We start from the raw sequence: 26476 nt of genomic DNA on the forward strand, positions 1-26476 counted from the left end.
CATAAAATAGCTTTGGAAAGTTCCATAATAATTATGTAGTATTAAGGACAAGAATGGCATGGAAGGATGTGGTATCTGTGTCTGAGAAGCGATCAGTCTTCTATTCAGAGATGGACAGTTTCATAGGTCCAATAACGCTTGTAGGTACCAATCAGGGGGTTTGCATGCTCCAATATGGGTCTGCCGAACACTCTCTCCCCTTGGTTAAAACATGGTTGAAGAAAAAGAATTTAAAAGTCGACCTGCTTCAACAAAACAATGAAGCTCTTCAGACGGTTGTTACCCAGCTGGAAGAATATTTTTCAGGTGAAAGAAATACATTTGATGTTGAGATAGATCTCTATGGAACTAAATTTCAAAGGCTTGTGTGGGAAGCGTTGAATGCTATTCCATACGGCCAAACAAAATCTTATAAACAAGTAGCTTTGGAAATAGGAGCCCCGAAAGCCGTCAGAGCGATAGGGGCAGCAAACAACCAAAACCCACTCCCTATTATCCTGCCATGTCATCGCGTAGTAGGAAGCAACGGGGCGATGGTTGGTTACGGAGGAGGCCTTCGCAAAAAAGAGCAGTTATTAGTGTTGGAAGGAGCCTTGCAGAAAGTTTCCTCTTAAACCTGTAAGAATAAGAGGACAGCACTACGACTGACTAAATGCTTAGACCTAAAAAAGAAGTGGCTGTGCGCAAAAGCTTTGCTTTTGAGACAGTCTCTTTTTTTTGTCTTCCTGTCTTCAAAGAGGGTGCGTTTTTATCTATGAGAGGTTAACAAGTGTGATAAAGTGATATAAAGTATTTCGATAAATGAACCATGTACTTTGTCTTTTGTTGAAGGTGGGAACTTCGATGAGAAAGGTTTTTTCATTTATGAAGCCATACCGGCTGGCAGCTTTTGTTGCTTTGCTGTTAATGCTTATAGAACTTGGGGTTGAATTGGTACAGCCTTTTTTAATTTCACGAATTATTGATGATGGTATTATGGAAGGGGATCTTTCTGTTGTTCTTCAATGGGGAGGGGTCATGGTGGGCCTTTCTCTAGTTGCTTTTACTGCAGGTATTATCAACTCCTTTTACGCCGCTCATGTCAGCCAGAGTACTGGACATGACATTCGTAAAGCCATATATACAAAAGTCCAATCCTTTTCATTTTCTACGTTTAGCCTTTTTCCACCCTCTTCCCTGGTGACAAGAATGACCAACGATATTACTCAATTGCAAAATGTAATATTTATGTGTCTTCGAATCATGCTGCGAGCTCCTTTGTTAGTACTCGGAAGCATAACTATGATTTTTATTGTAAATGCTCAATTAGGGATAATCTTTGCAATTACTGTTCCTATACTTCTTATATTTTTAATAGGAGTCATGAAAAAAGCGGGGTCACTATTTAAAATAGTCCAGGAACGATTGGATAAAGTCAACAATGTAATGTATGAAAGTTTAGCGGGGATCAGGGTCATTAAAGCGTTTTTACGGAGAACACATGAGATTAATCGATTTATACACGCCAGTGACGAACTTCGGGCGAAGGTAATTAAAGCCCTTCGCCTGACAGAAATCGCCATGCCCGTCATTCTTCTGCTTATCAATGGCAGTGTCTTGTTTGTCCTATGGTATGGAACAATTGAGGTGAATGCAGGAGGGGCTACGGTAGGGGAGGTTGTTGCCATTGTTAATTACGCGGCTAGAATGACAGGAGCCCTTTCTATTTTTACGATGATTATTATGATGTTTTCACGAGCCCGGGCATCAGCAAGCCGAGTTGCGGAAGTATTGGAATCTGAAAAAAATGAGGTAGAAACCGGTAAGGACGAGCCTACGGAAATCGGCCGTGGAGAAATCGAGTTTCAACAAGTTTCCTTTCGTTATCCTGAAAGCAGGGATTCCGTGTTGGAGAACCTTTCCTTTGTGATCAAAGGAGGGGAAAAGGCTGCCATTTTAGGAGCCACAGGTTCAGGGAAAACCTCCTTGTTCCAGTTGATTCCCAGGTTATATGAACCAGAACAAGGCTCTGTACTTATAGATGGAAAAGACATAAGGCAAATGGATTCGTCCCTTTTAAGGAATAACATAGGGTATGTTCCTCAGGAGGCCCTCCTTTTTACCGGGACGATTAAAGAAAATATTGCATGGGGCAAAGAAAATGCTTCTTTGGAAGAAATTAAGGAAGCGGCAAGGAAAGCTCAAATACATGAAACGATATTATCCCTGCCACATCAATACGACACCATCTTAGGTCAAAAGGGTGTTAATTTATCAGGCGGCCAAAAGCAGCGCCTTTCCATAGCAAGAGCTCTTATTAGAAAGCCTAGAATTCTGTTGCTCGATGATAGTACGAGTGCCTTGGATGTGAAAACGGAGATGAAGCTGTTGCAGGAGCTGGATGACTTATCATGTACAGTGTTAATGATCACTCAGAAAATAAGCACTACCATGGAGGCTGACACGATTTTACTTCTTGATGAAGGACAGCTGACTGCCAAAGGAACGCATGAAGAATTAATGAGCATGTCTTCTTTATATTATCGTATAAACAAGTCCCAGGCGGGAAAGGAGGCTTAGCACATGTTTTCTAAACTTAAGGAGCCTTTTTCATACGAAAAACGAGCACTTAGCCATGGTAATAAAAATGCTTTAGTAAAGAAGCGTCCTCAAGCTGATAATTGGAAAGATACGTTAAAAAGAATCTGGTTATATCTCTCTTACCGGAAAGGGAAGCTTTTTTTCGTATTATTTCTTGTATTGCTAAGTTCTGCTTTTGCACTTCTGGGGCCATTTATGATTGGAATGGCTATTGACAATTATGTGGTTACAGGTGACCTGGGGGCTTTACGTTCTTTCCTTCTTGGCCTTGTTTTTGTCTACCTCATCCATTCGGGCTCACTCCTTCTTCAAAACTTTTTAATGGCAGGGATTGCCCAGCAGACAGTATATACAATGAGAACCGACTTGTTCACTCATCTTCACAGCCTCCCTATCCCTTTCTTTGACAAAAAACAGCACGGTGAGTTGATGAGCAGGGTTACCAATGATATGGAAAATGTAAGTAACACTCTTAACAGCTCAGTCATTCAAATTTTTTCAAGCCTGCTAACACTTATTGGCACAATTAGTGTCATGCTATGGCTTAGTCCCCTTCTGACTTTGATTACCCTGCTCATTGTACCGGCAATGGTATACGGGATGAAATGGATCACAAAACGGACAGGAAGGTTATTTAAAGAGCAGCAACGTGATCTTGGGGATGTGAATGGGTATATTGAAGAAACCATGTCCGGGCATAGCATCGTAAAGACTTTTTCTCTTGAAAAACGAGTGATTGACTCATTTATGGAGAAAAACGGGCGTTTACGCCAGTCTGGTTTCTGGGCTCAAACGATTTCCGGCTTTATTCCAAAGCTGATGAATATGCTGAATAATCTCAGCTTTGCCGTCATTGCAGGGGTGGGAGGTATTCTTGCTTTGCAGGGTGTGATAACCATCGGGGTAATCGTAATTTTTGCAGAATATGCAAGACAGTTTACCCGGCCACTAAATGACCTTGCAAACCAAGTAAACACCCTTTTATCTGCAATTGCAGGGGCGGAGCGTGTTTTTGAAGTGATGGATGAAAAAGATGAAAGAAGTGATGAAAAAGGGGCGGCAGTATTGTCAGAAGTGAAAGGGGAGATTACCTTTTCAAACGTATCCTTTGCTTATGAAAGGGATGAACAGACGCTGACTGAGGTTACCTTTACCGCTCATGCAGGTGAGACTATAGCATTTGTCGGGCCGACAGGAGCCGGAAAGACAACAATAATAAATCTGTTATCTCGCTTTTATGATCCAGACAAAGGGGAAATTCAGTTGGATGGCCGGAATATGGCTCACATAAAAAGAGAAAGCGTGAGAAGCCATATGGCGTTTGTATTACAGGATTCTTTTTTGTTTCAAGGGACCATCAGGGAAAATATACGGTATGGAAACCTTTCTGCTTCAGATGAAGAGGTTGAACGAGCCGCCAGACTTGCTAACGCTGATGGATTCATACAGAAGTTTCCTGAGAAATATGAGACAACCTTAAAACAAAACGGTCAGGGCATCAGTCAGGGGCAGAAACAGTTACTCTCTATTGCCAGGGCGATTTTGGCAGACCCAGCCATTTTAATTTTGGATGAAGCGACGAGCAGCATAGATACTGTCACTGAAATCAAAATACAAGAAGCACTGCAAAGGCTGATGAAGGGACGAACCAGCTTTGTTATCGCCCACCGCTTAAATACAATCAGGCAGGCAGACCAGATTATTGTGCTTCAACATGGAAAAATAACAGAAAAAGGTTCACACGAAGAATTAATGAATAATAAAGGTTTTTATGCTGAGCTGCAGGCAGGGCAGACAAAGGAACAAGCAGTCTAGTATGATTTCTTATTCGTATCCGATCACCCTCCTTCATATCTTTAAAGGAGGAGGATGATAGTGTGAGAGAATGGGAGTCCACATTAACGGAACATAGTGATCAACTGTTAGCTTACATGGTAGCTGGGGATACGAAAAGACAAAAAACATTGATAAGTAAATTAGAAAATCAAGAACTTGCAGCTTTGAGAAGGGGAGAGGAGCGCAACAGCAAGAGAAAGGCTGAACGAGTAAAAGGCAGCGGTGAGATTCTGCCTTACAGGGTATTTTCAAAGAGCGGGGAGAAGGCTGTAGATTACTTGTTTGTGACTTCATTTCTCATTCGTTTAAAGAAAGATTTTTACATGGAAGAAATCATGCAAAAGAGAAGAGCCACTTTTGATGGGAAGAAACTGCTGGAAGATAAAATTATTAGTGTACCGTATTTGTTTGAAAATAATGATTCTCCTTCCCGTTTTTTTTCACAAGAGAGACGCTCCTTTCAATATGATCGAAGAGAAGCAATTCGCTATGCTGAACGATGGTGGAATGATTACAATCCTCAATATGAAAAATTCACAGATAATTGTACAAATTTTATTTCCCAATGTTTACGAGCTGGGAATGCTCCTATGAGAGGGTACCCTAACCGGTCACAAGGCTGGTGGTATCAAAATAACAACTGGAGTTACAGCTGGTCTGTGGCTCACTCAATGAGGTGGTACTTAAGCGGGTCAACCCAGGGTTTGTCAGCTTCTGAGGCAGAGAGGGCAGAAGACCTCGAGGCTGGCGATGTGATTTGTTATGATTTTAACGGGGATGGGCGCTGGCAGCATACAACCATTGTTACGGCTAAAGATGCAAATAATGAACCGCTGGTAAATGCCCAGACAACAAATAGCAGAATGAGATACTGGGCATATGAGGATTCAACAGCCTGGACGCCTAACGTAAAATATAAGTTTTTCCGCATCGGGGTGTGACACTGTCAGCCCTTTTCTTGTGTCTTTTTTAAGTACTGAGCGGGGAATAGGAAGGGCCGGAGTAATATGATATAATATCCCATGTTATTGAAGAAACGAGGTGCAAATAGCCATGGCAATCCATGTCGTTTTATATCAGCCAGAAATTCCTGCCAACACCGGCAATATTGCAAGAACCTGCGCGGGGACTAATACGTCTCTTCATTTAATCAGGCCATTAGGGTTCTCTACCGATGATAAAATGTTAAAAAGAGCAGGTTGTGATTATTGGCCGAATGTTAAGATTAATTATTATGATGCTATTGAAGAATTGCTTGAAAGCCATCCAGAAGGAAATTTTTTCTTTGTGGAAACTATTGGGACAAAAACATACAGTGACTTTGACTATACTGATCCAGCAGAGGATTATTTTTTTGTCTTTGGAAAGGAAACGACAGGACTTCCTGGTGAAATCACAGATAAGTATAAAGAACAATGTCTTCGTATTCCCCAGACAGATAAAGTAAGGTCATTAAACCTTTCAAATACGGCTGCTATTTTAGTGTATGAGGCAATGCGCCAGCAAGGGTTTAAAGGGTTGTCTTAAAATAAAAAAGGAGCTTTTTTGAGGAAAAAAGCTCCTTTTTCTTAATTCTTATTCATACTCACTGGCTGTGTGGCTTCTCTTCTACACCTGCTGTCAGGATGGAAACGAGGAACGCTACACAAACACCAAGAATTAAGACTAGTCCCATTGTGAAAGCCTCCTTTGTTGGTGGATGGATAGTCTAACCTATATTATAGACGAAAATACAATCAATGTGAATGTTCAATGCTTTCGATTTTGTGGCAATTCAAATCCCATGTATAATAAAGGTATGATACATATTTAGGAGGGATAGCAAATGTACGTAGTTATGAATGAGCTTCACGTGCCTAAAGAAGCAAAGGATGCAATGAAGGGGCGTTTTGCCCAAAGTGCTGAAAACATGAAGAAGGTTCCTGGATGTCTTGAATATTTATTCCTCGATAATGAAAACCCGGATGGGAAGCTGGTTGTGTTTACGAAATGGGAGACAAAAGAGCATTTCGAGGATTGGAAAAACAGCGATGCCTTTAAGAATGCCCACAAAGAAAAAAGAGAGTCTAAAGAAAAAAGCCCGGCTTCAGGCAGTGAACTGAATGCTTATGAGGTTGTTTACCAGACGTGAGAATAGGAAGATCAACAGAAAAATCTGTTGATCTTTTTTTTATGCTTGCTATGATTAGAAAGAGTATACTAATATAGAATTCTTTAGGAGTCATCAATGAAAAATACATATATCACAAGCCACTTTCCTTTGTTTTCAATCCTGTTGTTCAGCTGCTCACTTGCCATATATACGGAAGGCCTCATCACAGGATGGTTACATGAGATCGGGCTATACAGAGGAATGATGGAATTCTTCTCTGAAGCAGGAATCAAAGGCACACTTCTCTTTTTATTTCTTTTGTTTTATTTTATGGTCTTTTCAGCGTTGAAATTAATTTCCGATACACTTATTCAGCTGTCTCTATTATTTTTTTCAAACGATCAGGAAGGGGAGGACCTTTACAAAATTAGAAAGGGTTCCTGGATTTTTATCATTGCAAGTGGCCTATCACTGTTTTTCATAGCTATACCGGAAGTCATTATCATGTTATTTATTTCAGCTTCAGTTATTTACTTTACTTTTTTTGTGTATAAAATCAGCGGTTCCCTTTCTTTTAGTCGAATGACAGGGGTCATCTTCTTCCATCTTATGTTCTGGTCCTCATTCAGCTTGGTTGTTATCTACACCTGCACTGTTTTATATAATAGTTTTATCGCAAGCCTGCCGATATGACGTCTAAGAGGCCGGGACCAATTTTCCCGCAGGTGTCTCGTAATTTTAAACAATTAAAGACAGACCTTCAGGTTCTAACATTGTGTATGCAAAATGGGTACTTCTGATAAAGTTACATCACCTCAACAAAACGCTCGCCGTAGATCTCGTTTGTTTCTGTTTCCGAAAGAAAGCACAGTCGGCGGTGACTTAAGAAAGTATATCGCCTGGACGCATAACCAGAAAGGCTTGAATCCAAATATAAGGCACCAATTATCAAGAGAAGATAATTGGTGCCTAATTTACTTAGATGAAACAGCTTTGTCCTAGCCTCATGTAATTATTACATTTGTAGCTTAATGATGGCAGCAATATTTCGCGAGAGGTCTTCTAAGTAATGTTCTCCGTGCTTCATCGCATCGTCCAGTGATACAGGGCCAGGCACGAGGCTGAATGCAGCATCAATTCCACACTCTAACACTGGTTCATATCCGTGCTCAAGCTTGCCACACAAAGCTACAACATAACAACCATGTTTCTTTGCGGCTTGTGCTACTCCTATTGGAGTTTTTCCGTATATGGTCTGGCTGTCAATTTTCCCTTCTCCTGTGATCACTAAATCGGCGTCTTTCACTCTATCATGAAAGGAGGTTTCTTGGAGAGCAATGGTCACACCAGACTCTAACTCTGCCTGAAGACATGCAAGCAAACCAGCTCCTAAGCCCCCTGCAGCCCCGGCACCTGGAATGTCTGAAACAGGCTTACCAGTGCTGGTTTCCAGTATCATTCCAAAATTCTTTAAAGCTTCATCCAGTTCTTCTACCATTTCTTCTGTGGCTCCCTTTTGAGGGCCGTAGACAGCACTAGCTCCTTTTGGACCAGTCAAAGGGTTGGTTACATCACAAGCCACAGTAATGTTAACATGTTTTAATCTTGGATCCAGACCTTCCAAATCAAGGCGGCTAAGCTCCTTTAAAGCAGCTCCTCCTTCTTCGATCTCATTGTCTTTATGATCCAGCAGCTTTCCCCCCAGGGCCTTGATCATCCCGGCTCCGCCATCATTTGTAGCACTGCCTCCAATTCCAATAATAATTTTAGAAACATTATGGTCTAACGCAGCTTTAATTAATTCTCCAGTTCCGTATGTAGAAGCAGTAAGAGGGTTTCTTTCCTCAGCGGGAACAAGGGAAAGACCTGATGCTTCAGCCATTTCCATAATTGCAGTTTCCTTGTCGCCTGACACAGCGTAGGAGGCCATCACTTTTTGTCCCATAGGGGCAGTAACCTCAGTAGTGTAAATCTTTCCGTTCAGAGCGTCGGCAAGTGATTGAGTTGTCCCTTCACCGCCATCAGCCATAGGGATTTTATCAATAACAATGCCCTTTTCAAAGACTTGCTGAAACCCTTTTTCAATGGCAGTAGCGGCCTCTTGTGCTGTCATACATTCTTTGAACGAATCCGGTGCAATGACTACTTTTACCATGTGGATCACTCCTTTTCTAAAATAAGCGAAATACTAAATATATTAATGCGGAGGTAGAATCAACAAGACTTTCCTAGGCCATGACTTTAAGTGCGATTGGAATTTCCCTGCTGACATCCCCGTTTACGAGGGGGCTCTATCTCTAGGATAACCGTTTACAAAGTAACTTTCATTAGGCAACTGAATAGAGAAAAGTGAAAAATAATGGATTTTATCGTGCAGCGGCACAAAAGTAGTTATTCTTTTAAAAGAAATTTACCTACGACGACACACTGTTCTCATCGATTAATGCGAATAGAAGGCTCACTTTAAGATCAAACAGGTCACTGATTAATTTAGGGTTTTTTCCAGTTATGTTTTGTATCTTTTCAAGACGGTAGGCAAGGGTGTTCCTATGTATATGAAGTCGTTCTGCCGTCTTTATCATCTCACCGTTTTCTTCAATAAAGGCTAATAAAGTTTTATGCAACTCATCACCATTTTCATTTAATAAAACCTTTTTATAATTTTGTATCAAGGGGAAAGATTCTTTAGGGAAATTTTGATAAAATCCATAGCACATGGCCTCTGTATGTAAAAATTCCATTGTCCATACCGTGTTCCATTTCTTTAAGGCGGCAGCTGCGTTATTGAGTAAACGAGCAACCTCAAAAGAGTGGCGCCATCCTTTATAACCGTACTCAGCAGGCCCGCATGAAGCTGTTACTCCCTGAAAGGATGAGGTAGATAGCCAGTGATTTATTTCCTTTCTCGCTGAATCAGCTGCTTTTGTGCCTCCTTTTCTTAAAAAAATTAACTCTGATGTATATAAGCGAATGAATTCGTCTCCTTCTTCTGCAATATGTTGCTCAAGCCAGCTTTTGAAGGTACTAGACTGACGAGAGGGAAATGAAAATAAAAATACAGTTCCATAAGCATGTATATTAATTCCTACAGAACGCGCTCTCTCTTCTACAAAGGTGTCATCTGTCTCAGTATTTAGTAATAAATGGGAAAGAGTACTTTCTTTGACACTTTTATCACTTTGAATCTCTTGCGCTAAAGCAGCGTGTTCTAATGTTAACTCGGCACCCATCTGTACAAGCTGAGCAAACCCTCTTATTTCTTCGGGTTCACCCGTTAAACCGATGACACCTACAATGGTCCCCTGAAATCTGATTGGGAGATTTATACCCGGGAGAGTACCATCTAATTCATCAATTTCTTTTCTGGAAAATTCAATAGGAGTTTGTTTGCGGATGACCTTTTGTGCTCCTTCATGAACCTGGTTCAGTCGTTTTGGTTCACCTGAACCAATGATCCTTCCTTCTCTATCCATGACGTTCACATTACAATCAATAATACCCATTGTCCTTTGGACAATCTCAGAGGCAAGATCTTTATTTAGCATATTATCCACCTTCCGTTGATAAAACAGCCGTAGCGGCTTTATTGGATCTGACTCATAATACTGCGCCAGACAGCCAGGTGAGTTCCTTCCGAGCTTAAGGGCTGGATAGAACCAGGTTGATCTTTGCCTATCCACACACCAGTTGTATAGGCTTCATTATAACCAACGAACCAAAGGTCATGGTAACTATTGGTGGTTCCTGTTTTTCCGCCAGCCAAATGAGACTCATAGGATGCGTTTCTTCCTGTTCCTTCTTTTATCACGTTTTGGAGAAGGGCTCTCATCTTTTCATTTGTCTCTGTGCTCCACAATTTCGTTTCTTTGTGAGGCCACTCAAGTAGTACATTCCCGTCATAATCAGTGACTTTGTGAATTCCCCGCGGGGGAGTGTATATGCCATTATTAGAAAAAGTGGTATACGCTCTAGTCAGCTCTAAAGGGGTAACACCTTGATTTAAACCTCCTAACACAGAGGGATAGGAATAATCATCCTCTGTGACTTTAGAGAAAGAAAAAGGTTCTAAGTAGGAAAAGGCAGTTTCAAGGCCAGTTCTCTCTGCCAATCTTAAAGCCGCTGTATTAATGGAGTGGGTAAACGCATGGTTCAAAGAGACATGCCCATATGACGCTCCGCCAAAGTTGCGGGGACAGTATCCCTGGGTACAAAACCGGCTGCCGTTGACTAAACTATTAATGGATACCCCGTGCTCTTCGATATAAGGAGCAAAAGAGAGAAGAGGCTTGATTGCTGAGCCTGGCTGGCGGTATGCCTGGAAGCCTCTGTGGAAATCATATTTCTTATAATTCTTTCCACCGGAAACAGCTACAATGCTGTGATTTTGATGATCAACCACCACAGCCGTTCCTTCGGCTTCCTGTGCACCCAAATGACTCGATAAGGCGTGGTTAACCTGATCTTGTATAGAGGGTTGAAGATTGGTTTCAATTTTCAGGCCTGAACGCAGCCACTCCATTGTACGTCCTTGAAGTTCTCTTTCTATTTCAATTCTTTCTTCTCCTTCAGCATTGTTAAGTCTTTTGGTAAATCCTTCGTTTTCTGCAATCAGCTCTTTAAGCTCATATTCTATGTAGGTGACGTATGAAGGGTATTGATCCACTCGGTCTTTCACCTGAAGAACAACCTCAGCTGCTATTGCACTGTCTTTCTTTTCTTCACTGATACTTTCGTATTCTGTCATTTTTTCAAGGACCCATTCTTGGCGCTGTTTCGTATTTTCAAAGTTTGTTAAAGGATTATAGAATGTAGGATTGGCCGGAATGCCGGTGAGAAAAGCTATCTCGTTTACAGCAAGTTCCTGGCTCGGTTTATCAAAGTAAAATTCACTGGCAGTTTCAATCCCGTACACTCCATTGCCAAAATAAATTGTATTTAGGTAGAGTTCCAGTATGTCTTCCTTGCTGTATTCCTGTTCCATTTGATAAGCGTATAACACTTCTTTGAGCTTTCTATTATAGGATTGTGAGTGATCCAAAAATAAATTTCTGGCGAGCTGCTGTGTGATTGTGCTGGCCCCTTGTTCAATGGATTGAGATTGAATGTTAGTGATAAAAGCTCTGACCACAGAGGACATATCCAGGCCTTGGTGTTCATAGAAGTGACGGTCTTCTGTTGCCAGAAAAGCGTGTTTAAACATAATCGGTATCTCATCATGAGGAAGATATTTTCTTTTCTCTTCCCCGGCAATCTCTGAAATAAGATCACCATTTGTATCATACATATAGCTAATATTCATTAACTCCACATCAGTGACATCAATTTCCTCTGCCAAAACTGCTGGAAATGGACGAATACTTTTTGCTTCATCAATCACGTGCAAAAATACAACAATAAATATTGCAACAAAAAGAAAAATGACTGTATAGCCGGTTGCAACTCTCATGCTCGCGTTCCTTCTTTCTACCTGTGACTGAATGCAGAAACTGGTTAATGAACCTTTATTTTACCATGAATCACCATACTGGATTCTATTTTCTTTATCCAGTATGGCTGGCTGCTCAGGAGGTCCAAGCTGGTAAAGAAATACGGCAACGATATTGCCAGTAGTGCTGGAAACCATTGAATATCAGGAGCCGGACCCTAAATTTATTAAAGGAATAAACAGAGACAGGTTATCTTTTTCATAAGACCGCATAAAAATGAGTAACAGAACAACATAGGCGGAGGTCAAACGTTCCGGCCTGCGCCCCCCTTTGCAGCCAGCAAAATTTTAGAAGTTTAAGAAAGGGAGGCTTTTATCAGGTGGACATTTTAAATAAAATTCGTAACTCCAGGGAAGAAGAAGAGAAGCTTAAGTGGAGAGGTACATTTGCGGAGTATTTAGATATTTTAAAAGAGAACCCTCACGTTGCCCAAACTGCTCATTCACGGGTGTATAATATGATAAAAGACGCTGGGATTGAGGAAATAGATGGTAAAAAACATTATAACTTTTTTAAAGGAGAAATCTTCGGGGTTGAAGATTCCCTTGAGAAACTGGTAGAAGAATATTTTCATTCAGCTGCTAGAAGGCTTGACGTAAGAAAGAGAATACTTCTTCTTATGGGGCCGGTCAGCGGGGGGAAATCCACGCTGGTAACAATGCTGAAAAGAGGATTGGAAAAGTATTCTCATACGGATCCAGGAGCCGTCTATGCAATTTCTGGGTGTCCGATGCACGAGGATCCCCTTCATTTGATTCCTCACCATTTACGTGAAGATTTTTTTAAAGAGTATGGAATCAGAATAGAAGGCAATTTGTCCCCTCTCAATTTAATGAGACTTGAGAAAGAATATGGGGGCCATATTGAAGATGTAATAGTAGAAAGGATCTTTTTATCAGAAGATAAAAGAGTGGGAATAGGAACGTTCAGTCCGTCTGATCCCAAGTCTCAGGATATTGCAGATTTAACTGGAAGCATAGACTTTTCCACAATCGCAGAATATGGTTCAGAATCCGATCCCCGTGCCTACCGATTTGACGGAGAACTTAATAAAGCAAACAGAGGTATGATGGAGTTTCAGGAAATGCTTAAGTGTGATGAGAAATTTTTGTGGCATTTGCTTTCTTTAACGCAGGAAGGTAATTTCAAGGCGGGAAGATTTGCGTTAATAAGCGCAGATGAGCTTATTGTTGCACACACGAATGAAGCAGAGTATAAGTCCTTTATAGCCAATAAAAAGAATGAAGCACTTCACTCTCGTATTATTGTAATGAATATTCCTTATAACTTAAAGGTGACTGAAGAAGAGAGAATTTATAAGAAAATGATTGAAGAAAGCGACTTGTCTCACGTTCATATTGCTCCTCATGCTTTGCGGACTGCAGCCATATTTACTATCCTGACAAGGCTGAAAGATCCGAAAAAGCAAGGTGTGGACTTAGTTAAGAAAATGCGTTTATACGATGGAGAGGATGTTGAAGGTTTTAACGAACAGGACATCGATGAGTTAAGAAAAGAGCATCAAGACGAAGGAATGAATGGAATCGACCCACGTTATGTGATTAACCGGATTTCTTCTGCGTTGATCAGGAAGGAGATCTCATCGATAAATGCCCTGGATGTTCTTCGTTCCTTAAAGGATGGGTTAAGCCAGCATGCTTCTATATCTCAGGAAGATAAAGAAAGATATATGGACTTCATATCTATTGCAAGAAAGCAATACGACGAAATTGCGAAAAAAGAAGTTCAGAAAGCATTTGTCTACTCCTATGAAGAATCAGCGAAGACGCTTATGGATAACTACCTTGATAACGTAGAAGCCTACTGCAATAAGAACAAACTTCGGGATCCACTTACCGGTGAAGAAATGAATCCAGATGAAAAGCTGATGCGTTCCATTGAAGAGCAGATTGGGATTTCTGAAAATGCGAAAAGAGCGTTCAGGGAAGAAATCCTTATTCGGATATCAGCATATGCCCGCAAAGGAAAGAAATTTGATTATAATTCTCATGAACGTTTGCGCGAAGCAATTCAAAAGAAACTATTTGCTGACTTAAAAGACGTTGTGAAAATTACTACCTCCACAAAAACGCCGGATGAATCACAGTTGAAAAAGATTAATAGTGTCATAGAACGGTTAATTGATGAGCATGGATATAATTCTGTCTCCGCTAACGAACTGCTTAGATATGTGGGGAGTTTATTGAATCGTTAAATGTTAACAAAACCTCTTGTACCCTGTGAAGGTACAAGAGGTTTTTTATTCCTGTTTTTTATCTTTCTAAATACTGGAGATAGGGAACCAGGAAGAAACGGCGCATGGAGTCTGCAAAAGGGTTGTTATACTGCAATGGAAAAAAGTAGTGGTCTTCGTTTATGGTTTCTGTACTGGAAGGAAAGGTTTTGTGGATAATAAATTCTCTTCCCTCTTCCCCTACAGTAAGGGGGATAATTTCAAATTCTTCCTCAAATATCGGTTTTGTAACTTCTTCTTCTTCCCCGTCATTAGCAAAGGAGATAAGGAGGTCGGTGTCACTGTCCTCATTGGATGCTTCTTCCTGCTGTCCTTGTGATGGTTGTGGACCAAGGATCGTTCCATCTTGAAAATTCAAATCTATGTCACTTTTCAGAAGGCCCGTATAAAATGTCTGCTTAAAACCATGCTCCATTTCAACCCCATTTTGATTTGTAATAGAAGGAGCAACGTATAAGCTGTAGAGCTTATTTGGTTCGTAGCCTCCTTCAGGGGGAAGAATCTTCACCTCTCTGTTGTTTGCTAGAAGAATAACTGTATCTACTGGATTATTGTCATCGTCAACTATGTGAACAGTTTCATTATTAATAGCAGAAGAAACAACTGGTGAACTAAAATCAATGTTCCAGATTTTGTTTTCTTTAATTTCTACCGGCGGTCTGTGTTCTTTAAAAACATATGAATCCCTAACTTCAAACAATTGTACATCTTCAATCTCTTCATCCGTTACTGGCAGCTCCACCACTGCCTGAGGATATGTAGTTACCTGTAAAGGATTCGTCGCGGGATCAGCAAAGTGAAGAGAATAATATAAATGTAACGTTTCATTATTTATTTCATAATTTTCTATAGTAATCTGATAGCCCAGGGCTGGTTTTGGCTGCCACGTTAAAGTTACATTATTTCCCTTAAGTTCATACTGAACAAAAGCAGGGTCTGCTTCAGCAGATGACTCACTTTTGGCTGCAGTAGAAGAAGAGCACAAATGAAACACAGAAAGAGTAAATAAAAAGACTATAAATAAGTGCTTCATACTCCTCACACTCCTCGCTTAATATCCCTTTGTAAAAATGAATTCTGGATCTAGTAAAATAAGAAAAGATAATAATGCTTTGGGATAAAAATACTTATCAACTATTATATGCTAGTCAAAATATGTGAAAATGTCAAAGGTGGAACCTCTAGTATTTACCCGTTTACATAGTTTGTAAACCACATTCTACGAAAACCATTTATTTCCTTCTTTTTTCTTGACCGATCTATAAAAAGGTTTAAAGGAGAAGCACACTGATGATTTTCTCTTCCTGGCTTCAAAACGAAATACGATTTTTACTGAAGAAAAAAGGGTACATTCTTATAAGTTTTACGTAAAGAATACATAAGTTTACCCCTGTAAAATTTTAATTGTTTATCAAAACATTGAGTGGTAAAGTTAAGGGAAGAAATGGAGGAGTCGTTATGAGCAGTGTAGCAAGAGAAGTATTAGACTGGGTCAAAACGTTCGCTATTGTTATACTCATCGTGTTAATTGTAAGAACCTTTTTCTTCGCTAACTACATGGTCCATGGAGAGTCAATGATGCCGACCATACAAAGTGGAGAGAGGTTAATCATAAATAAAATAGGTTACGAGTTTTCTGAGCCAACTCGCTTTGATTTGGTGGTTTTTCATGCTACAGAAGATAGTGATTATATTAAACGAGTGATTGGTCTTCCAGGAGATGAACTAAGAGTGGAAGATGATATTCTTTATATCAATGGTGAGGCTTATGAGGAAGAATACTTAGACGATTGGCGTGCCGGGTTTGAAGGGGATACATACACTCCGGACTTCACGCTTGAAGAGCTGACTGGCCAAATAGAGGTTCCGGAAAACCATATCTTTGTTCTTGGAGATAACAGAAGAAACAGCCTGGACAGCAGGCAATTAGGATTTATCCCTTTTGAGGATGTAGTCGGCAAGGCAAATGTACGTTACTGGCCGGTAAGTGAATTTTCTTTTGTACGATAAAAAAACAGTTTTTAAAATGAAATAATAAAAGATCAGTAAAGGATGGTCCTCACTAACGTGGGGGCTATTTTTTTCAGCTTATCCTTGTAACCGGGCTGTTTTCCCAATGCAGCTTATCTTATCTGGCAAAAACACCCTTATGCTCTGGACAGGTCTTCTTTACAGCGAGACTAAAGGATAAAAGCATCATATCCAATTGAAAAAGGAAGCTTGTCTTGAGGAAATTATCTGAAATTTTAGCAACTCTCTTGTCTCTCTGCATAGGATAAAGTAAACCCTTTAAATGACATAATCGCTTTAGTGTATGAATCAAACTCATTTATTGTGACCAGTTCAAATGAAAAAGTAAGGAGGGCGTAAGATGGGAAAAGAAAAAAGGCATAATTTTGTTGTATCTCAAGAAAATTGGTCCCTCCATCGCAAAGGCCATCAAGACCAAAGGCGGCACCAGGAAAAAGTACAAGAGGCCATTAAGAAAAATCTTCCAGACCTTGTCAGTGAAGAAAATATCATTATGTCCAATGGGAGGGAAGTGGTCAGGATACCGATCCGCTCCCTTGATGAATACAAGATCCGTTATAACTATGATAAAAACAAACATGTTGGCCAGGGCGATGGAGATAGTGAAGTAGGGGACGTTGTGGCGCGTGAACCAGGAAGCGGCCAGAAAGCTCCCGGCAAGGGAGACCAGGCTGGTGACCAGGCTGGGGAAGATTACTATGAAGCAGAGGTTTCTATTGTGGAACTGGAAAACCTGCTTTTCAGTGAAATGGAATTACCGAACCTTCAAGAAAAAGAAGAGGATAATATCGTTATAGAAGACATTGAATTTAATGATATTAGGAAACAAGGGCTCATGGGGAATATTGATAAAAGAAGGACTATTTTATCTGCAATTAAACGAAATGCTATGGATGGAAAACCTGGCATCAACCCGATTCATAACGATGATCTCCGATTTAAGACGTGGAATGAGAAAATCCGTCCTGAATCCAAAGCAGTAGTCATAGCGATGATGGATACTTCAGGCTCAATGGGAAGATGGGAAAAGTTTATGGCTCGAAGTTTCTTTTTCTGGATGGCAAGGTTTTTACGTACCAAGTATGAAACTGTGGAAATTGAATTTATTGCTCATCATACAGAAGCAAAAATAGTGACCGAAGATGATTTCTTTTCAAAAGGGGAAAGTGGAGGAACTATATGTTCTTCAGCTTACAGGAAAGCCTTGGAAGTAATCGACCAGAAATACAATCCTGAACGCTACAATATCTATCCTTTTCACTTCTCCGATGGAGACAACTTAACCTCCGATAATGCTCGTTGCCTTAATCACATCCAGGAGCTCATGGAGCTGTCGAGTATGGTAGGATACGCAGAAGTTAACCAATATCACCGTCACTCTACGTTGATGAGTTCATATAAGAACATTGAAGATGAACGTTTCAGGTATTTTATTTTGAAGCAAAAAGGAGATATATTCGAGGCTTTAAAATGGTTCTTTCGGAAAGAAGAAAATGAGCTGTATGCTTAAAGGAAGGGAGGCTGTTCATCTTGAGCAGCCTTTCTATTTCATGGAAACCGACTGGGGAAATTTTGAATTATTTTTCATTCAAGGAACAGCTCGTTGATAAAGAATCATACAAAATTTTTTAAAAAATGTCAGTAAAACGTTTACACGAAAGAAAAAAAGAGATATAATTGCATACGTATTCAAAAAACTGACTTTTTTGAAGAATCGACAACATTGAAGGTGCAATGTTACTGCTTAATACTTATAACTAATGTAAATGAAAAGTAATATGAATAATCAGGGAGTCATTTTTTTGTGTACTTTTGAATGCGTATTCAAAAGTGTTGGATCTGCAGTAGCATCAAAGAGACGTTACCAACTCTCAAACTGCAAAAAAGTCGGGTAGTAATAATTATAAATTATATGAATTGAGGAGTGACACTTACATGGCAACGTTTATTAAAAAGGGAAAAAGCGAACAAGAAATCCAGGAAGCAGATACAAAAGTCCAGGAAGCAGTCAGCGGCATTATTAAAAATATAGAAGAAAACGGTGACTCTGCTGTCCGCGAACTATCTGAAAAATTTGATAAGTGGTCTCCAGAGAGTTTTCGTCTATCAGAGGAAGATATCCAAAAAGTAATTGAATCAGTCCCTGAACAAGTTAAAGAGGATATTAAATTTGCCCAGGAACAGATTAAAAACTTTGCTGAACACCAGAAGGATTCTATTAAAGACATTGAAGTAGAAACAAGACCGGGAGTATTTTTGGGTCATAAAAATATCCCTGTTAACAGCGTAGGGTGCTATATTCCAGGCGGACGTTATCCTATGGTTGCTTCTTCTCACATGAGTATTTTGACTGCCAAGGTTGCAGGAGTGAAAAGAGTGATTGCCTGTACCCCTCCAGCACAGGGAGAAATTCCAGTATCCACCGTGTATGCGATGCACATGGCTGGTGCTGATGAAATTTATATTCTGGGCGGCGTACAAGCGATGACGGCGATGTCTGTAGGAACGGAAACAATCGACCCTGTAGACATGATTGTAGGACCAGGGAATGCGTTTGTCGCAGAAGCAAAGCGTCAGCTTTATGGCCGTGTAGGAATTGATCTATTTGCTGGCCCTACTGAAACCTTGGTAATAGCTGATGAAACATCTGATGCTGAAATCGTAGCAACGGATTTACTGGGACAAGCTGAACATGGCCCGACATCTCCTAGTGCTTTGATTACTACTTCAAGAAAACTTGCTGAAGAGCTTGAGGACGAAATTCAGCGACAGCTTAAAGTACTTCCAACAGCGGATGTGGCAGAAGTGGCATGGAGAGATAATGGTACCATCATTTTAGTTGACAGTCTTGAAGAGGCTGTAGTGGAAGCCGATAAACTTGCCTATGAGCATGTAGAGGTACTGACAGAGGATCCAAATTACTTCCTGGAAAATCTGACGAACTTTGGCGGACTGTTCCTTGGACCAGAAACAAATGTAGCATACGGGGATAAAGTAATCGGTACAAACCATACACTTCCAACCAAAAAGGCTGCCAGATATACTGGCGGGTTATGGGTAGGGAAATTTCTTAAAAACTGCACGTATCAGCGTGTGACTCCAGAAGCCACTGTGGAAATCGGCGAATACGCAGAGCGTCTTTGTGAATTAGAAGGATTTATGGGCCATAAAGAGCAGGCTTCCTTGCGTGTCAGAAGATATGGAAATAAGCAATAATGAAAAAGGATCAGTGAATTTGGTATAATTCTCTCTGTCGACGGTAGTCAGGAGGAGAGAAAAGTGAGTAATGAAAGTAATAAAAAAGTAACTGCTACAGATGTTGCTCGTCTTGCAGGCGTCTCTCAATCTAGTGTTTCCAGAGCTTTTAGCAAGAGTTCGAGTGTATCAAAAACGAAAAAAGCACGAATATTAGAAGCTGCGGAGAAACTTGGGTATCAGCCTAATGCCTTTGCAAGAGGACTTACTACGAATAAATCAAGAATCATTGGAATTGTAATGAGGAATGTTGGGAACCCCTTCTATCCAGAAGTACTTGAAAAGTTCTACAATAAGCTTTCGGAGAGAGGGTACCAGCTTCTCTTTATTAACTCAGAGAACAATGAAATTAAAGAAGACGAAATCAGTCAGCTTATTGAATACAGCGTCGAAGGGGTAATCATTACAGATGCCCTTCTCGCTTCTTCAGCGGTCCATAGGTTTTTAAGAAACGGGATATCCGTTGTGTTATTTAATCGCTATATCTACTTTTCTGGCTGCAGCGCAGTATATTGTGATAATTATTCAGCTGCAAAGAAAATAGGCGCATATTTGCTTGAAAAGGGCCATCAAAAGCCTGCTTTTATTTCAGGTCCAACGAATACTTCTACAACTATAGACCGGGAGAAAGGTTTTAAGGAAGCCCTTTTTGAGGGGGGAATCGTAACTTTTCCTTCTGAAGATGGAAAGTATTCCTATGAAGGCGGTTTTGACGCAGCAATCAGGTTGTTGAAAGATAATCCAGCTGTTGATTCAATTTTTTGTGCCAATGATGTATCAGCTTTTGGAGCCATGGATGCGATTAAAAAAATGGGATACAGGATCCCAGAGGATATATCCATAATTGGTTTTGATAACGTAAAAACGTCCGGATGGGCTTCTTATGAATTAACAACTTGGCTTCAGCCAGTTGATGAAATGGTTGAACATTCTATCAAGCTGTTACTTGAAGAGGAAAATAAAAGCAGTGATCAGCCTATCATGAAAGGACTGCAAGGAAGTCTTGTAGAAAGAAATTCAGTAAGAGACAGAAATAACGGATGAAAAAGCAGCATCACTTATGATGCTGTTTTTTTTGCTGAAATGAATATGCTGTTCAACAAAAGGAGGGGCAACGTTAAACGTGTCAGTTGTCCACATAGAACCAAAACGAGTGTGAGGAGTACAAATTTGTATAGTAAATTGAGCTCTTTCAATTGTAAGAGTATTCCCCCTTCACCGTGCACAAACGCTCTTTCTTGACTCAAAAAACAGGATGAGGTATTGTTACTAACGACCGTTAGTTTCATAAGCTTGGCATAAAGGGGAAAGGAGAGAGAAAAGCAATGAGAATAGATGAAATTAAAGAGGCTGCAAGGGCCTTGTTTGCTGAACACGGGTACAATGGAACAAGTTTGGCAGACATTGCTGACCAAGTCGGTATTAAAAAGCCATCCCTGTATAATCACTTTTCAAGCAAAAAAGAATTGTTCTTAGTAATTGTAGAAGATGTTTTCACGTCTTACATTACCTATGTCCATGACTCTCTCTCCGCTCTTGGGGAAAGCAACGTAGAAGACAAATTAAAGCAAGTGTTATATTCCACATGCCAATTTTTAAGCAGTCATGATGTAGGTGTTCTTTATATGCGCGTATTAATGTTTCCTCCAAAGGAATTGGAGAACGAAATTAAAACACGCTTTTTAAGATGTGAGGGAGTAACAGACGACCTATTTAATAACCTTATAATTGAAGGTATTTCCAATAAAGAAATAAGAGAAGGTCCTGTAGATACGTATTTAAAAGCGTACTATTGCTTAGTGGACGGCGTAGCAACAGAAATGTTTATATATGAGACTTCCAAAGTGAAAGAAAAAGTGGAGGCTTCCTGGGAAATTTTTTGGAAAGGCATTACAGCATGAGAGCAGGTGGGATAAATGTTAGAAGTGATAGGCTGGTACTTTAGTATATTCATAATGGCTGCTACTCCTTGGCTTGAAATGCTTGTGGTTATCCCTATAGGAATAGGAGCAGGGTTGAATCCTGTTGCTGTAGGATTTATTGCGTTCCTGGGAAATGCCATTCCTGTGTTTCTTCTTCTGTATAAGTTTCATTGGCTTACAAACAACCGATGGTATCTTGCGTGGAAGAAGAAGAGGGAACTGAACAAACAAAGAAAGAACGAACAAATAAATGAGGAAAAGCTCCAAAAGAAACAAGCCAGAAAAGAAAGAATGCAAAGGATATTCGAGAAGTATGGGCTGGCTGGGCTCGCCATTACAGGCCCGGCGATTACGGGGATCCATCTTGCGACTTTGTTTGCGATGGCTTTCAAAGCCAACAAAACGAAAATAGCTCTGTGGATGAATGCAAGTTTGGCCTTATGGGCTGCTGGAATGACAGTTGCATCTTTTTATGGAATTGAATGGATGCTGTCATGGTTCGGATAATACATCCGAACTTTTTTATTTACTAAGCCATACAAAAAGACTTCCAGCTTGGGATTTTTCCTTCCTGTAGAGGTTCTGGCAGTTATCTTTCTATGTTAATAAGAGTAATAAAATACTCCTTAGTGGTTGGATAGCCATTAAGGAGTCTGGTTTGATTTAGTACGTGGTGGCTGGTCGGGATGACAGGATTTGAACCTGCGACTCCAGACACCCCATGCCTGTGCTCTACCAAGCTGAGCTACATCCCGCCCTTACATTTATATTGTAATATGGAAACGGAGCATTGACAACGCCTCCACCAAAAAAGTAAACATGATCAGCTACTTTCGTAAAGCGAACACAGCTTTCTCTTTTTTCTTTGCTTCAAGCATTAGATCGATATTTGTATCCGGCAAAAGGTCTATAAAAGAATGAAAATCTTCATCGTTTATATAATCGGCATGAGAGGTATCAACTTGATGAGCTTTACCAGAACTAATATGCATTTTAGGACGGATGCTCTTATTCTTCCAAGTTAAAAATACGTCTTCAATGTAACTCCTCGTCTTATTTTCCCCAGGCGGATTGCAACGGTGATGGTGAATATCAAAGCAAGCCGGTACCTTAAGATGGTTGGAGACTTCAAGTACATCTTCAATGTGGTATGTTTTATCATCATTTTCTAGACGAAGGCTTTCTTTAACAAAAGGGCTTACTTTATCAAAGTTGGTGATAAATCTTTCTTTGGCAGATTCTTTATCTCCATATCCGCCCCCAATATGAAGAATCATATCTGTTCCTCCGCAAAGAGAGAGTAAGTGTCCGTGATACTCAAGATCCGAGACAGCATTTTCCACAATATTTTCTTTGGGTGAATTTAATACAGTATATTGTCCTGGATGCACACTTAAACGCATATTGTGCTTTTGCTGGAGTTTTTTAATAGAGGAGGCAGCGGCTAAGATATCATCATCTTTCCACCATTCCCATTCCAAAAGGGGATGACTTCCAAACGGGACAATATCACTGCTGATACGAAAGAAAGTAATATTTTCTGTAATATTCCATTCCAATACTCGTTGGAGTTCTTTGAAATTGTGAAGTGCCAGCTCTTTTACCTTTTCTTCTCCTTCTGTTTTCATCGTTTGCAGCCGGCACGTTCTAAACCGGCTTGGCAGAGTTAAGTTTTGGCAAGGGTATCCAAGCCTCATAGCTGTGCCTCCTCCTCTCTTATGTAGACAGTAGACAATTATCCCCAATGTTTAGTCATAAATTCATCTCTTCCTGATTTTGCACGGTCTTCTTTATACTCTTTAGGATTTTTCTTGTGGAACTTCTGATGATAGTCCTCTGCGGGATAAAAAGGTGCTGCAGGGAGTATAGGGGTTACTACAGGCTTGGAAAAACGACCGCTTGTTTCAATTTCCTTTCTTGACAGTTCGGCTAGTTCTTTTTGCTTTTCATTATGGAAAAAGACTGCAGGCCTGTACTGAGGGCCACGGTCATGAAATTGCCCTTCATTGTCTGTTGGATCAACCTGGGGCCAGTAAATATCCAATAGTTTTTCATAAGGGAAAATAGTTGGGTCGTAAGTGATCTGAACAGCTTCATAATGGCCGGTGGCCCCGGTTTTTACCTGTTCGTATGTTGGATTTTCTTTATGTCCTCCGGTATAGCCGGAAACAACTTCAATTATGCCGTCCATTTCTTCAAATGGCTTAACCATGCACCAAAAACATCCTCCGGCAAAGGTAGCTTTTTCTAATGTGGAATTTACAGCTTGATCCCCCACAAGTCTCACGTCCTTTCAACAATAAGTAGAATAACATTATAACAGGTGCATGAAAAACGAGGAAAGGAAGCGCGTTGAGAAGGTTGGAAAGGAAGCAATTCAGCATATAGAGTGGATGGAAGGGGAGGGGTAGATTTTGTCTAATTAAGTCAGTTGACCGAAAAGTTATCTATTTTGACCCAATTAGTGATAAATTTGACCCAAATAAGGACCGAATTGACTTAAATAACAACAAAATTGACCCAAATAACTTCAGAGTGATCCAATTACTAACGAATTGACCCGAAAAGCTGCCATATGGACCAGAAAAGTACACTAAATAAACGAATGATTAACAATAGGGGGCACTACCATGCTATGTTTATCAATAAAGGGCTGCCCCTTTGACAAGCCTGACGTAGACTCAGGGAACAGCCCTTCCAGATTTTATCCGTTTACTACCATACCGCCGTTTAAGTGGAGAACCTGTCCTGACATGAATGAGGAATCTTCACTTGCCAAGTAAACATAAGCAGGAGCGAGCTCTGCTGGCTGACCTGGACGGTCCATTTCCGTATTGCCGCCAAATTTGTCCACATGATCCTCATCAAAGGTAGCAGGGATTAGTGGTGTCCAGACAGGTCCCGGGGCTACACCGTTCACTCTGATCCCTTTTTTGGCCAATGAAACAGCCATTGAACGAGTAAATGAGGTAACGGCACCCTTTGTTGCAGAGTAGTCGATTAACCCCGGGTTGCCTCGATAAGCTACGACAGAAGTCGTATTGATGATTGAACTTCCTTCTTGTAAGTGAGGAAGAGCTGCTTTAGTTAAATAAAACATGGAAAATATATTCGTTTGAAAGGTCTGCTCCATGTCATCAAGGTCGATCTCCTCTAAGCCGTCTTTAGGATGCTGTTCTGCCGCATTATTTACCAGGATATCCAGCTTTCCGAACTCATTGATTGTGTCATCAATCAGTCTTTGACAATGGGAGCGGTCCCCCACATGACCTGGGATGAGAACAGCTTTTTGACCAATTTCTTCTACACGATTTTTGGTTTCTTCAGCGTCCTTGTGCTCATCTAAATAAGAAATCACCATGTCAGCACCTTCCTTGGCAAAAGCAATGGCTGTTGCCCGGCCAATGCCGCTGTCTCCGCCTGTAATTAAAGCAACCTTGCCTTTCAGCTTGCCGGCTGGTTTGTAATCTTTTTCTTCCGGATAAGGCTGAGGTTCCATTTCAGATTCAATACCTGGCTGACGATCCTGATGCTGAGGGGGTTGAATATCAGGTTGTTCTTCATAAGCGTGGTCAGGCTGATTTGGTTTTTTTGACAAGAAACACACCTCCAAGAATAATTCGTATGAGACTAGTTTTTTTCTACCCGCAAAGGATAGTTTTAAACATATACTTTGGAGGCAGAAGAACTTTGGGAGGCACTTCCTTTATCTACAGGCAGGCTAATATGCCTAAAAAATTGAGGAAGAGAATGTGTTCAGATGAAATAACCTTTAGCCTTCGAGAGAATAAATAAGGAAAAGATTGCTTTTTTACTTTAATGTTGTAAAAGGTTGAATTAAAAAGTTTGAAAAGTTAAAATAAAGACCTGTGAAATAATACATAAAGGGTGAGAGAGATGAATAGTTTGGAAAGGACGAGTAATTTTTTCAGCAAATATTTTGCAGTGTTTGTTATTCTCATTGCACTTATTGCTTTTGCTGTGCCAGAAGGCTTTGTCTGGATTGCTCCATATATTACAATTCTTCTTGGAATTATAATGTTTGGCATGGGCTTGACGATGAGGTTGTCAGATTTTGCGGTAGTAGCTAAAAAACCTCTGCCGGTATTTATTGGAATAGTTGCACAATTTGTTATTATGCCCCTGGTTGCTTTCGGGTTAGCCATCGCTTTGCAGCTTCCTCCTGAACTTGCAGCGGGGCTTGTTTTAGTAGGTGCGTGTCCTGGCGGCACGGCATCCAACGTAATGGTTTATCTAGCAAAAGGTGATGTGCCAGTGTCGGTTGCCATGACTTCCGTTTCTACAATGCTGGCTCCTTTTTTGACGCCGTTCATTTTATTGGTTCTTGCAGGGGAATGGCTTCCTGTTGATGCAGGTGCAATGTTTATGTCAATTATCCAGGTTATTATCATACCTATTGCATTAGGTATCCTTGTTAGGCGTTTTATGCCTGAAACAGTAGAAAAGGGAACAGCCGCCCTTCCCATTGTTTCCATCGTTGCGATTCTGGCTATCGTTGCAGCTGTCATTGGAGCAAACACAGAGAACTTGATAACTTCCGGCCTGGCTATATTTGCAGCTGTCATCCTGCATAATGGTTTTGGTTATTTGCTTGGATATGCAACAGCGAAAGTCTGCGGTCTGGATGAGACAAAAAGAAGAGCGATTTCAATTGAAGTGGGCATGCAGAATTCAGGCCTTGGAGCTACACTCGCTACCGTGCATTTTACACCGCTTGCTGCTTTGCCAAGTGCCATCTTTTCCGTTTGGCATAATATTTCCGGACCGGCTCTCGTATCCCTTTGGTCGGGATCCAAGAAAAAGACCAGTAAGGACCGTGAGGGGATGGATATAAAATCCTAAAAGGAAAGAACGCAGGGATCCTGCGTTCTTTTTATATACAGCAAATAATTACGAAGGAAAGTGCCCCTTGTTAGAGAATATTATTTTTCTTTTCGACAAAAAATGAGAATAATAGGTATTTAAAAGAGGAGATACATAAAAAACATTGAAATAGTAG

At 40.5% G+C, this 26476-nt stretch carries 22 protein-coding genes and 1 tRNA gene; 15 read left to right on the forward strand and 8 right to left on the reverse strand.

The genetic code is table 11. From position 1 onward, the window contains the following. Positions 1–53: 53 nt before the first annotated feature. From CEF17_RS01980 to CEF17_RS02010, 7 genes are all read left to right on the forward strand, one after another. Positions 54–614 carry a methylated-DNA--[protein]-cysteine S-methyltransferase gene (locus tag CEF17_RS01980; protein WP_054636670.1) on the forward strand — a complete coding sequence of 187 codons (561 nt, stop codon included), beginning with the start codon at positions 54–56 and terminating at the stop codon, positions 612–614. Between the two features lie 229 nt (positions 615–843). Then, the gene (locus tag CEF17_RS01985) at positions 844–2559 is read left to right on the forward strand and encodes an ABC transporter ATP-binding protein (RefSeq protein ID WP_100398059.1); all 1716 of its coding nucleotides are present in this window, start codon (positions 844–846) and stop codon (positions 2557–2559) included. A gap of 3 nt (positions 2560–2562) precedes the next feature. Next, the gene (locus CEF17_RS01990; RefSeq protein ID WP_100398060.1) at positions 2563–4395 is read left to right on the forward strand and encodes an ABC transporter ATP-binding protein; all 1833 of its coding nucleotides are present in this window, start codon (positions 2563–2565) and stop codon (positions 4393–4395) included. Between the two features lie 116 nt (positions 4396–4511). After that, positions 4512–5357 carry an amidase domain-containing protein gene (locus CEF17_RS01995; RefSeq protein ID WP_100400752.1) on the forward strand — a complete coding sequence of 282 codons (846 nt, stop codon included), beginning with the start codon at positions 4512–4514 and terminating at the stop codon, positions 5355–5357. 112 nt (positions 5358–5469) lie between these two features. Continuing rightward, complete coding sequence (trmL, locus tag CEF17_RS02000; RefSeq protein WP_100398061.1) at positions 5470–5943, forward strand: tRNA (uridine(34)/cytosine(34)/5-carboxymethylaminomethyluridine(34)-2'-O)-methyltransferase TrmL; 474 nt, start codon at positions 5470–5472, stop codon at positions 5941–5943. Positions 5944–6241: 298 nt separating this feature from the next. Beyond that, positions 6242–6547 carry an antibiotic biosynthesis monooxygenase family protein gene (locus CEF17_RS02005; RefSeq protein ID WP_054636673.1) on the forward strand — a complete coding sequence of 102 codons (306 nt, stop codon included), beginning with the start codon at positions 6242–6244 and terminating at the stop codon, positions 6545–6547. A 96-nt stretch (positions 6548–6643) separates the two neighbouring features. Continuing rightward, entirely contained in the window at positions 6644–7201 is a 558-nt protein-coding gene (locus CEF17_RS02010; RefSeq protein ID WP_100398062.1) for a DUF5366 family protein, read from the forward strand. Between the two features lie 322 nt (positions 7202–7523). Here CEF17_RS02010 and CEF17_RS02015 read toward each other — a convergent pair whose 3' ends face one another. The 3 genes from CEF17_RS02015 to CEF17_RS02025 form a co-directional block, all read right to left on the reverse strand. Beyond that, entirely contained in the window at positions 7524–8663 is a 1140-nt protein-coding gene (locus CEF17_RS02015) for a glycerate kinase (RefSeq protein ID WP_100398063.1), read from the reverse strand. A gap of 259 nt (positions 8664–8922) precedes the next feature. Continuing rightward, a complete protein-coding gene (locus tag CEF17_RS02020) occupies positions 8923–10053 on the reverse strand; it encodes a sugar diacid recognition domain-containing protein (protein WP_100398064.1) in 1131 nt (376 codons plus the stop codon). Between the two features lie 38 nt (positions 10054–10091). After that, a complete protein-coding gene (locus CEF17_RS02025; protein WP_100398065.1) occupies positions 10092–11954 on the reverse strand; it encodes a transglycosylase domain-containing protein in 1863 nt (620 codons plus the stop codon). 359 nt (positions 11955–12313) lie between these two features. Between CEF17_RS02025 and CEF17_RS02030 the strand changes: the two genes are divergently transcribed. Next, positions 12314–14209, forward strand: a complete 1896-nt coding sequence (locus CEF17_RS02030) for a PrkA family serine protein kinase (protein WP_100398066.1) — start codon at positions 12314–12316, stop codon at positions 14207–14209. Positions 14210–14267: 58 nt separating this feature from the next. Here the strand turns inward: CEF17_RS02030 and CEF17_RS02035 are convergent, their stop codons facing one another. Continuing rightward, on the reverse strand, positions 14268–15281 hold the full coding sequence (locus CEF17_RS02035; RefSeq protein ID WP_100398067.1) for a hypothetical protein: 1014 nt from the start codon (positions 15279–15281) through the stop codon (positions 14268–14270). A 425-nt stretch (positions 15282–15706) separates the two neighbouring features. On the opposite strand from CEF17_RS02035, the gene lepB reads away from it, so the two are divergent. The 6 genes from lepB to CEF17_RS02065 all read left to right on the forward strand — a co-directional run bounded on the left by lepB (position 15707) and on the right by CEF17_RS02065 (position 21963). Further along, complete coding sequence (gene lepB, locus CEF17_RS02040) at positions 15707–16258, forward strand: signal peptidase I (RefSeq protein WP_100398068.1); 552 nt, start codon at positions 15707–15709, stop codon at positions 16256–16258. Positions 16259–16619: 361 nt separating this feature from the next. Continuing rightward, on the forward strand, positions 16620–17789 hold the full coding sequence (gene yhbH, locus CEF17_RS02045; RefSeq protein ID WP_100398069.1) for a sporulation protein YhbH: 1170 nt from the start codon (positions 16620–16622) through the stop codon (positions 17787–17789). 425 nt (positions 17790–18214) lie between these two features. Then, positions 18215–19495, forward strand: coding sequence for a histidinol dehydrogenase (gene hisD / locus CEF17_RS02050; protein WP_054636682.1), 1281 nt, complete (start codon positions 18215–18217; stop codon positions 19493–19495). Between the two features lie 63 nt (positions 19496–19558). Further along, a complete protein-coding gene (locus CEF17_RS02055; RefSeq protein ID WP_100398070.1) occupies positions 19559–20578 on the forward strand; it encodes a LacI family DNA-binding transcriptional regulator in 1020 nt (339 codons plus the stop codon). Between the two features lie 281 nt (positions 20579–20859). Beyond that, positions 20860–21435: a TetR/AcrR family transcriptional regulator gene (locus CEF17_RS02060; protein WP_100398071.1), complete on the forward strand. Its 576-nt coding sequence runs from the start codon at positions 20860–20862 to the stop codon at positions 21433–21435. A gap of 15 nt (positions 21436–21450) precedes the next feature. After that, positions 21451–21963, forward strand: coding sequence for a small multi-drug export protein (locus CEF17_RS02065; protein WP_100398072.1), 513 nt, complete (start codon positions 21451–21453; stop codon positions 21961–21963). A gap of 171 nt (positions 21964–22134) precedes the next feature. Here the strand turns inward: CEF17_RS02065 and CEF17_RS02070 are convergent. The 4 genes from CEF17_RS02070 to CEF17_RS02085 form a co-directional block, all read right to left on the reverse strand. After that, positions 22135–22211: transfer RNA gene (locus tag CEF17_RS02070), tRNA-Pro, on the reverse strand. 72 nt (positions 22212–22283) lie between these two features. Beyond that, positions 22284–23153, reverse strand: a complete 870-nt coding sequence (gene uvsE, locus CEF17_RS02075; RefSeq protein ID WP_100398073.1) for a UV DNA damage repair endonuclease UvsE — start codon at positions 23151–23153, stop codon at positions 22284–22286. 38 nt (positions 23154–23191) lie between these two features. Continuing rightward, on the reverse strand, positions 23192–23734 hold the full coding sequence (gene msrA, locus CEF17_RS02080; protein WP_269799435.1) for a peptide-methionine (S)-S-oxide reductase MsrA: 543 nt from the start codon (positions 23732–23734) through the stop codon (positions 23192–23194). Between the two features lie 426 nt (positions 23735–24160). Next, entirely contained in the window at positions 24161–25054 is an 894-nt protein-coding gene (locus tag CEF17_RS02085; RefSeq protein WP_100398074.1) for an SDR family oxidoreductase, read from the reverse strand. Between the two features lie 299 nt (positions 25055–25353). On the opposite strand from CEF17_RS02085, the gene CEF17_RS02090 reads away from it, so the two are divergent. Continuing rightward, a complete protein-coding gene (locus CEF17_RS02090; protein ID WP_100398075.1) occupies positions 25354–26319 on the forward strand; it encodes a bile acid:sodium symporter family protein in 966 nt (321 codons plus the stop codon). Positions 26320–26476: the final 157 nt, after the last annotated feature.

The organism is Bacillus sp. FJAT-44742 (genome assembly GCF_002797315.1).
GTDB lineage: Bacteria > Bacillota > Bacilli > Bacillales > Marinococcaceae > Thalassorhabdus > Thalassorhabdus alkalitolerans.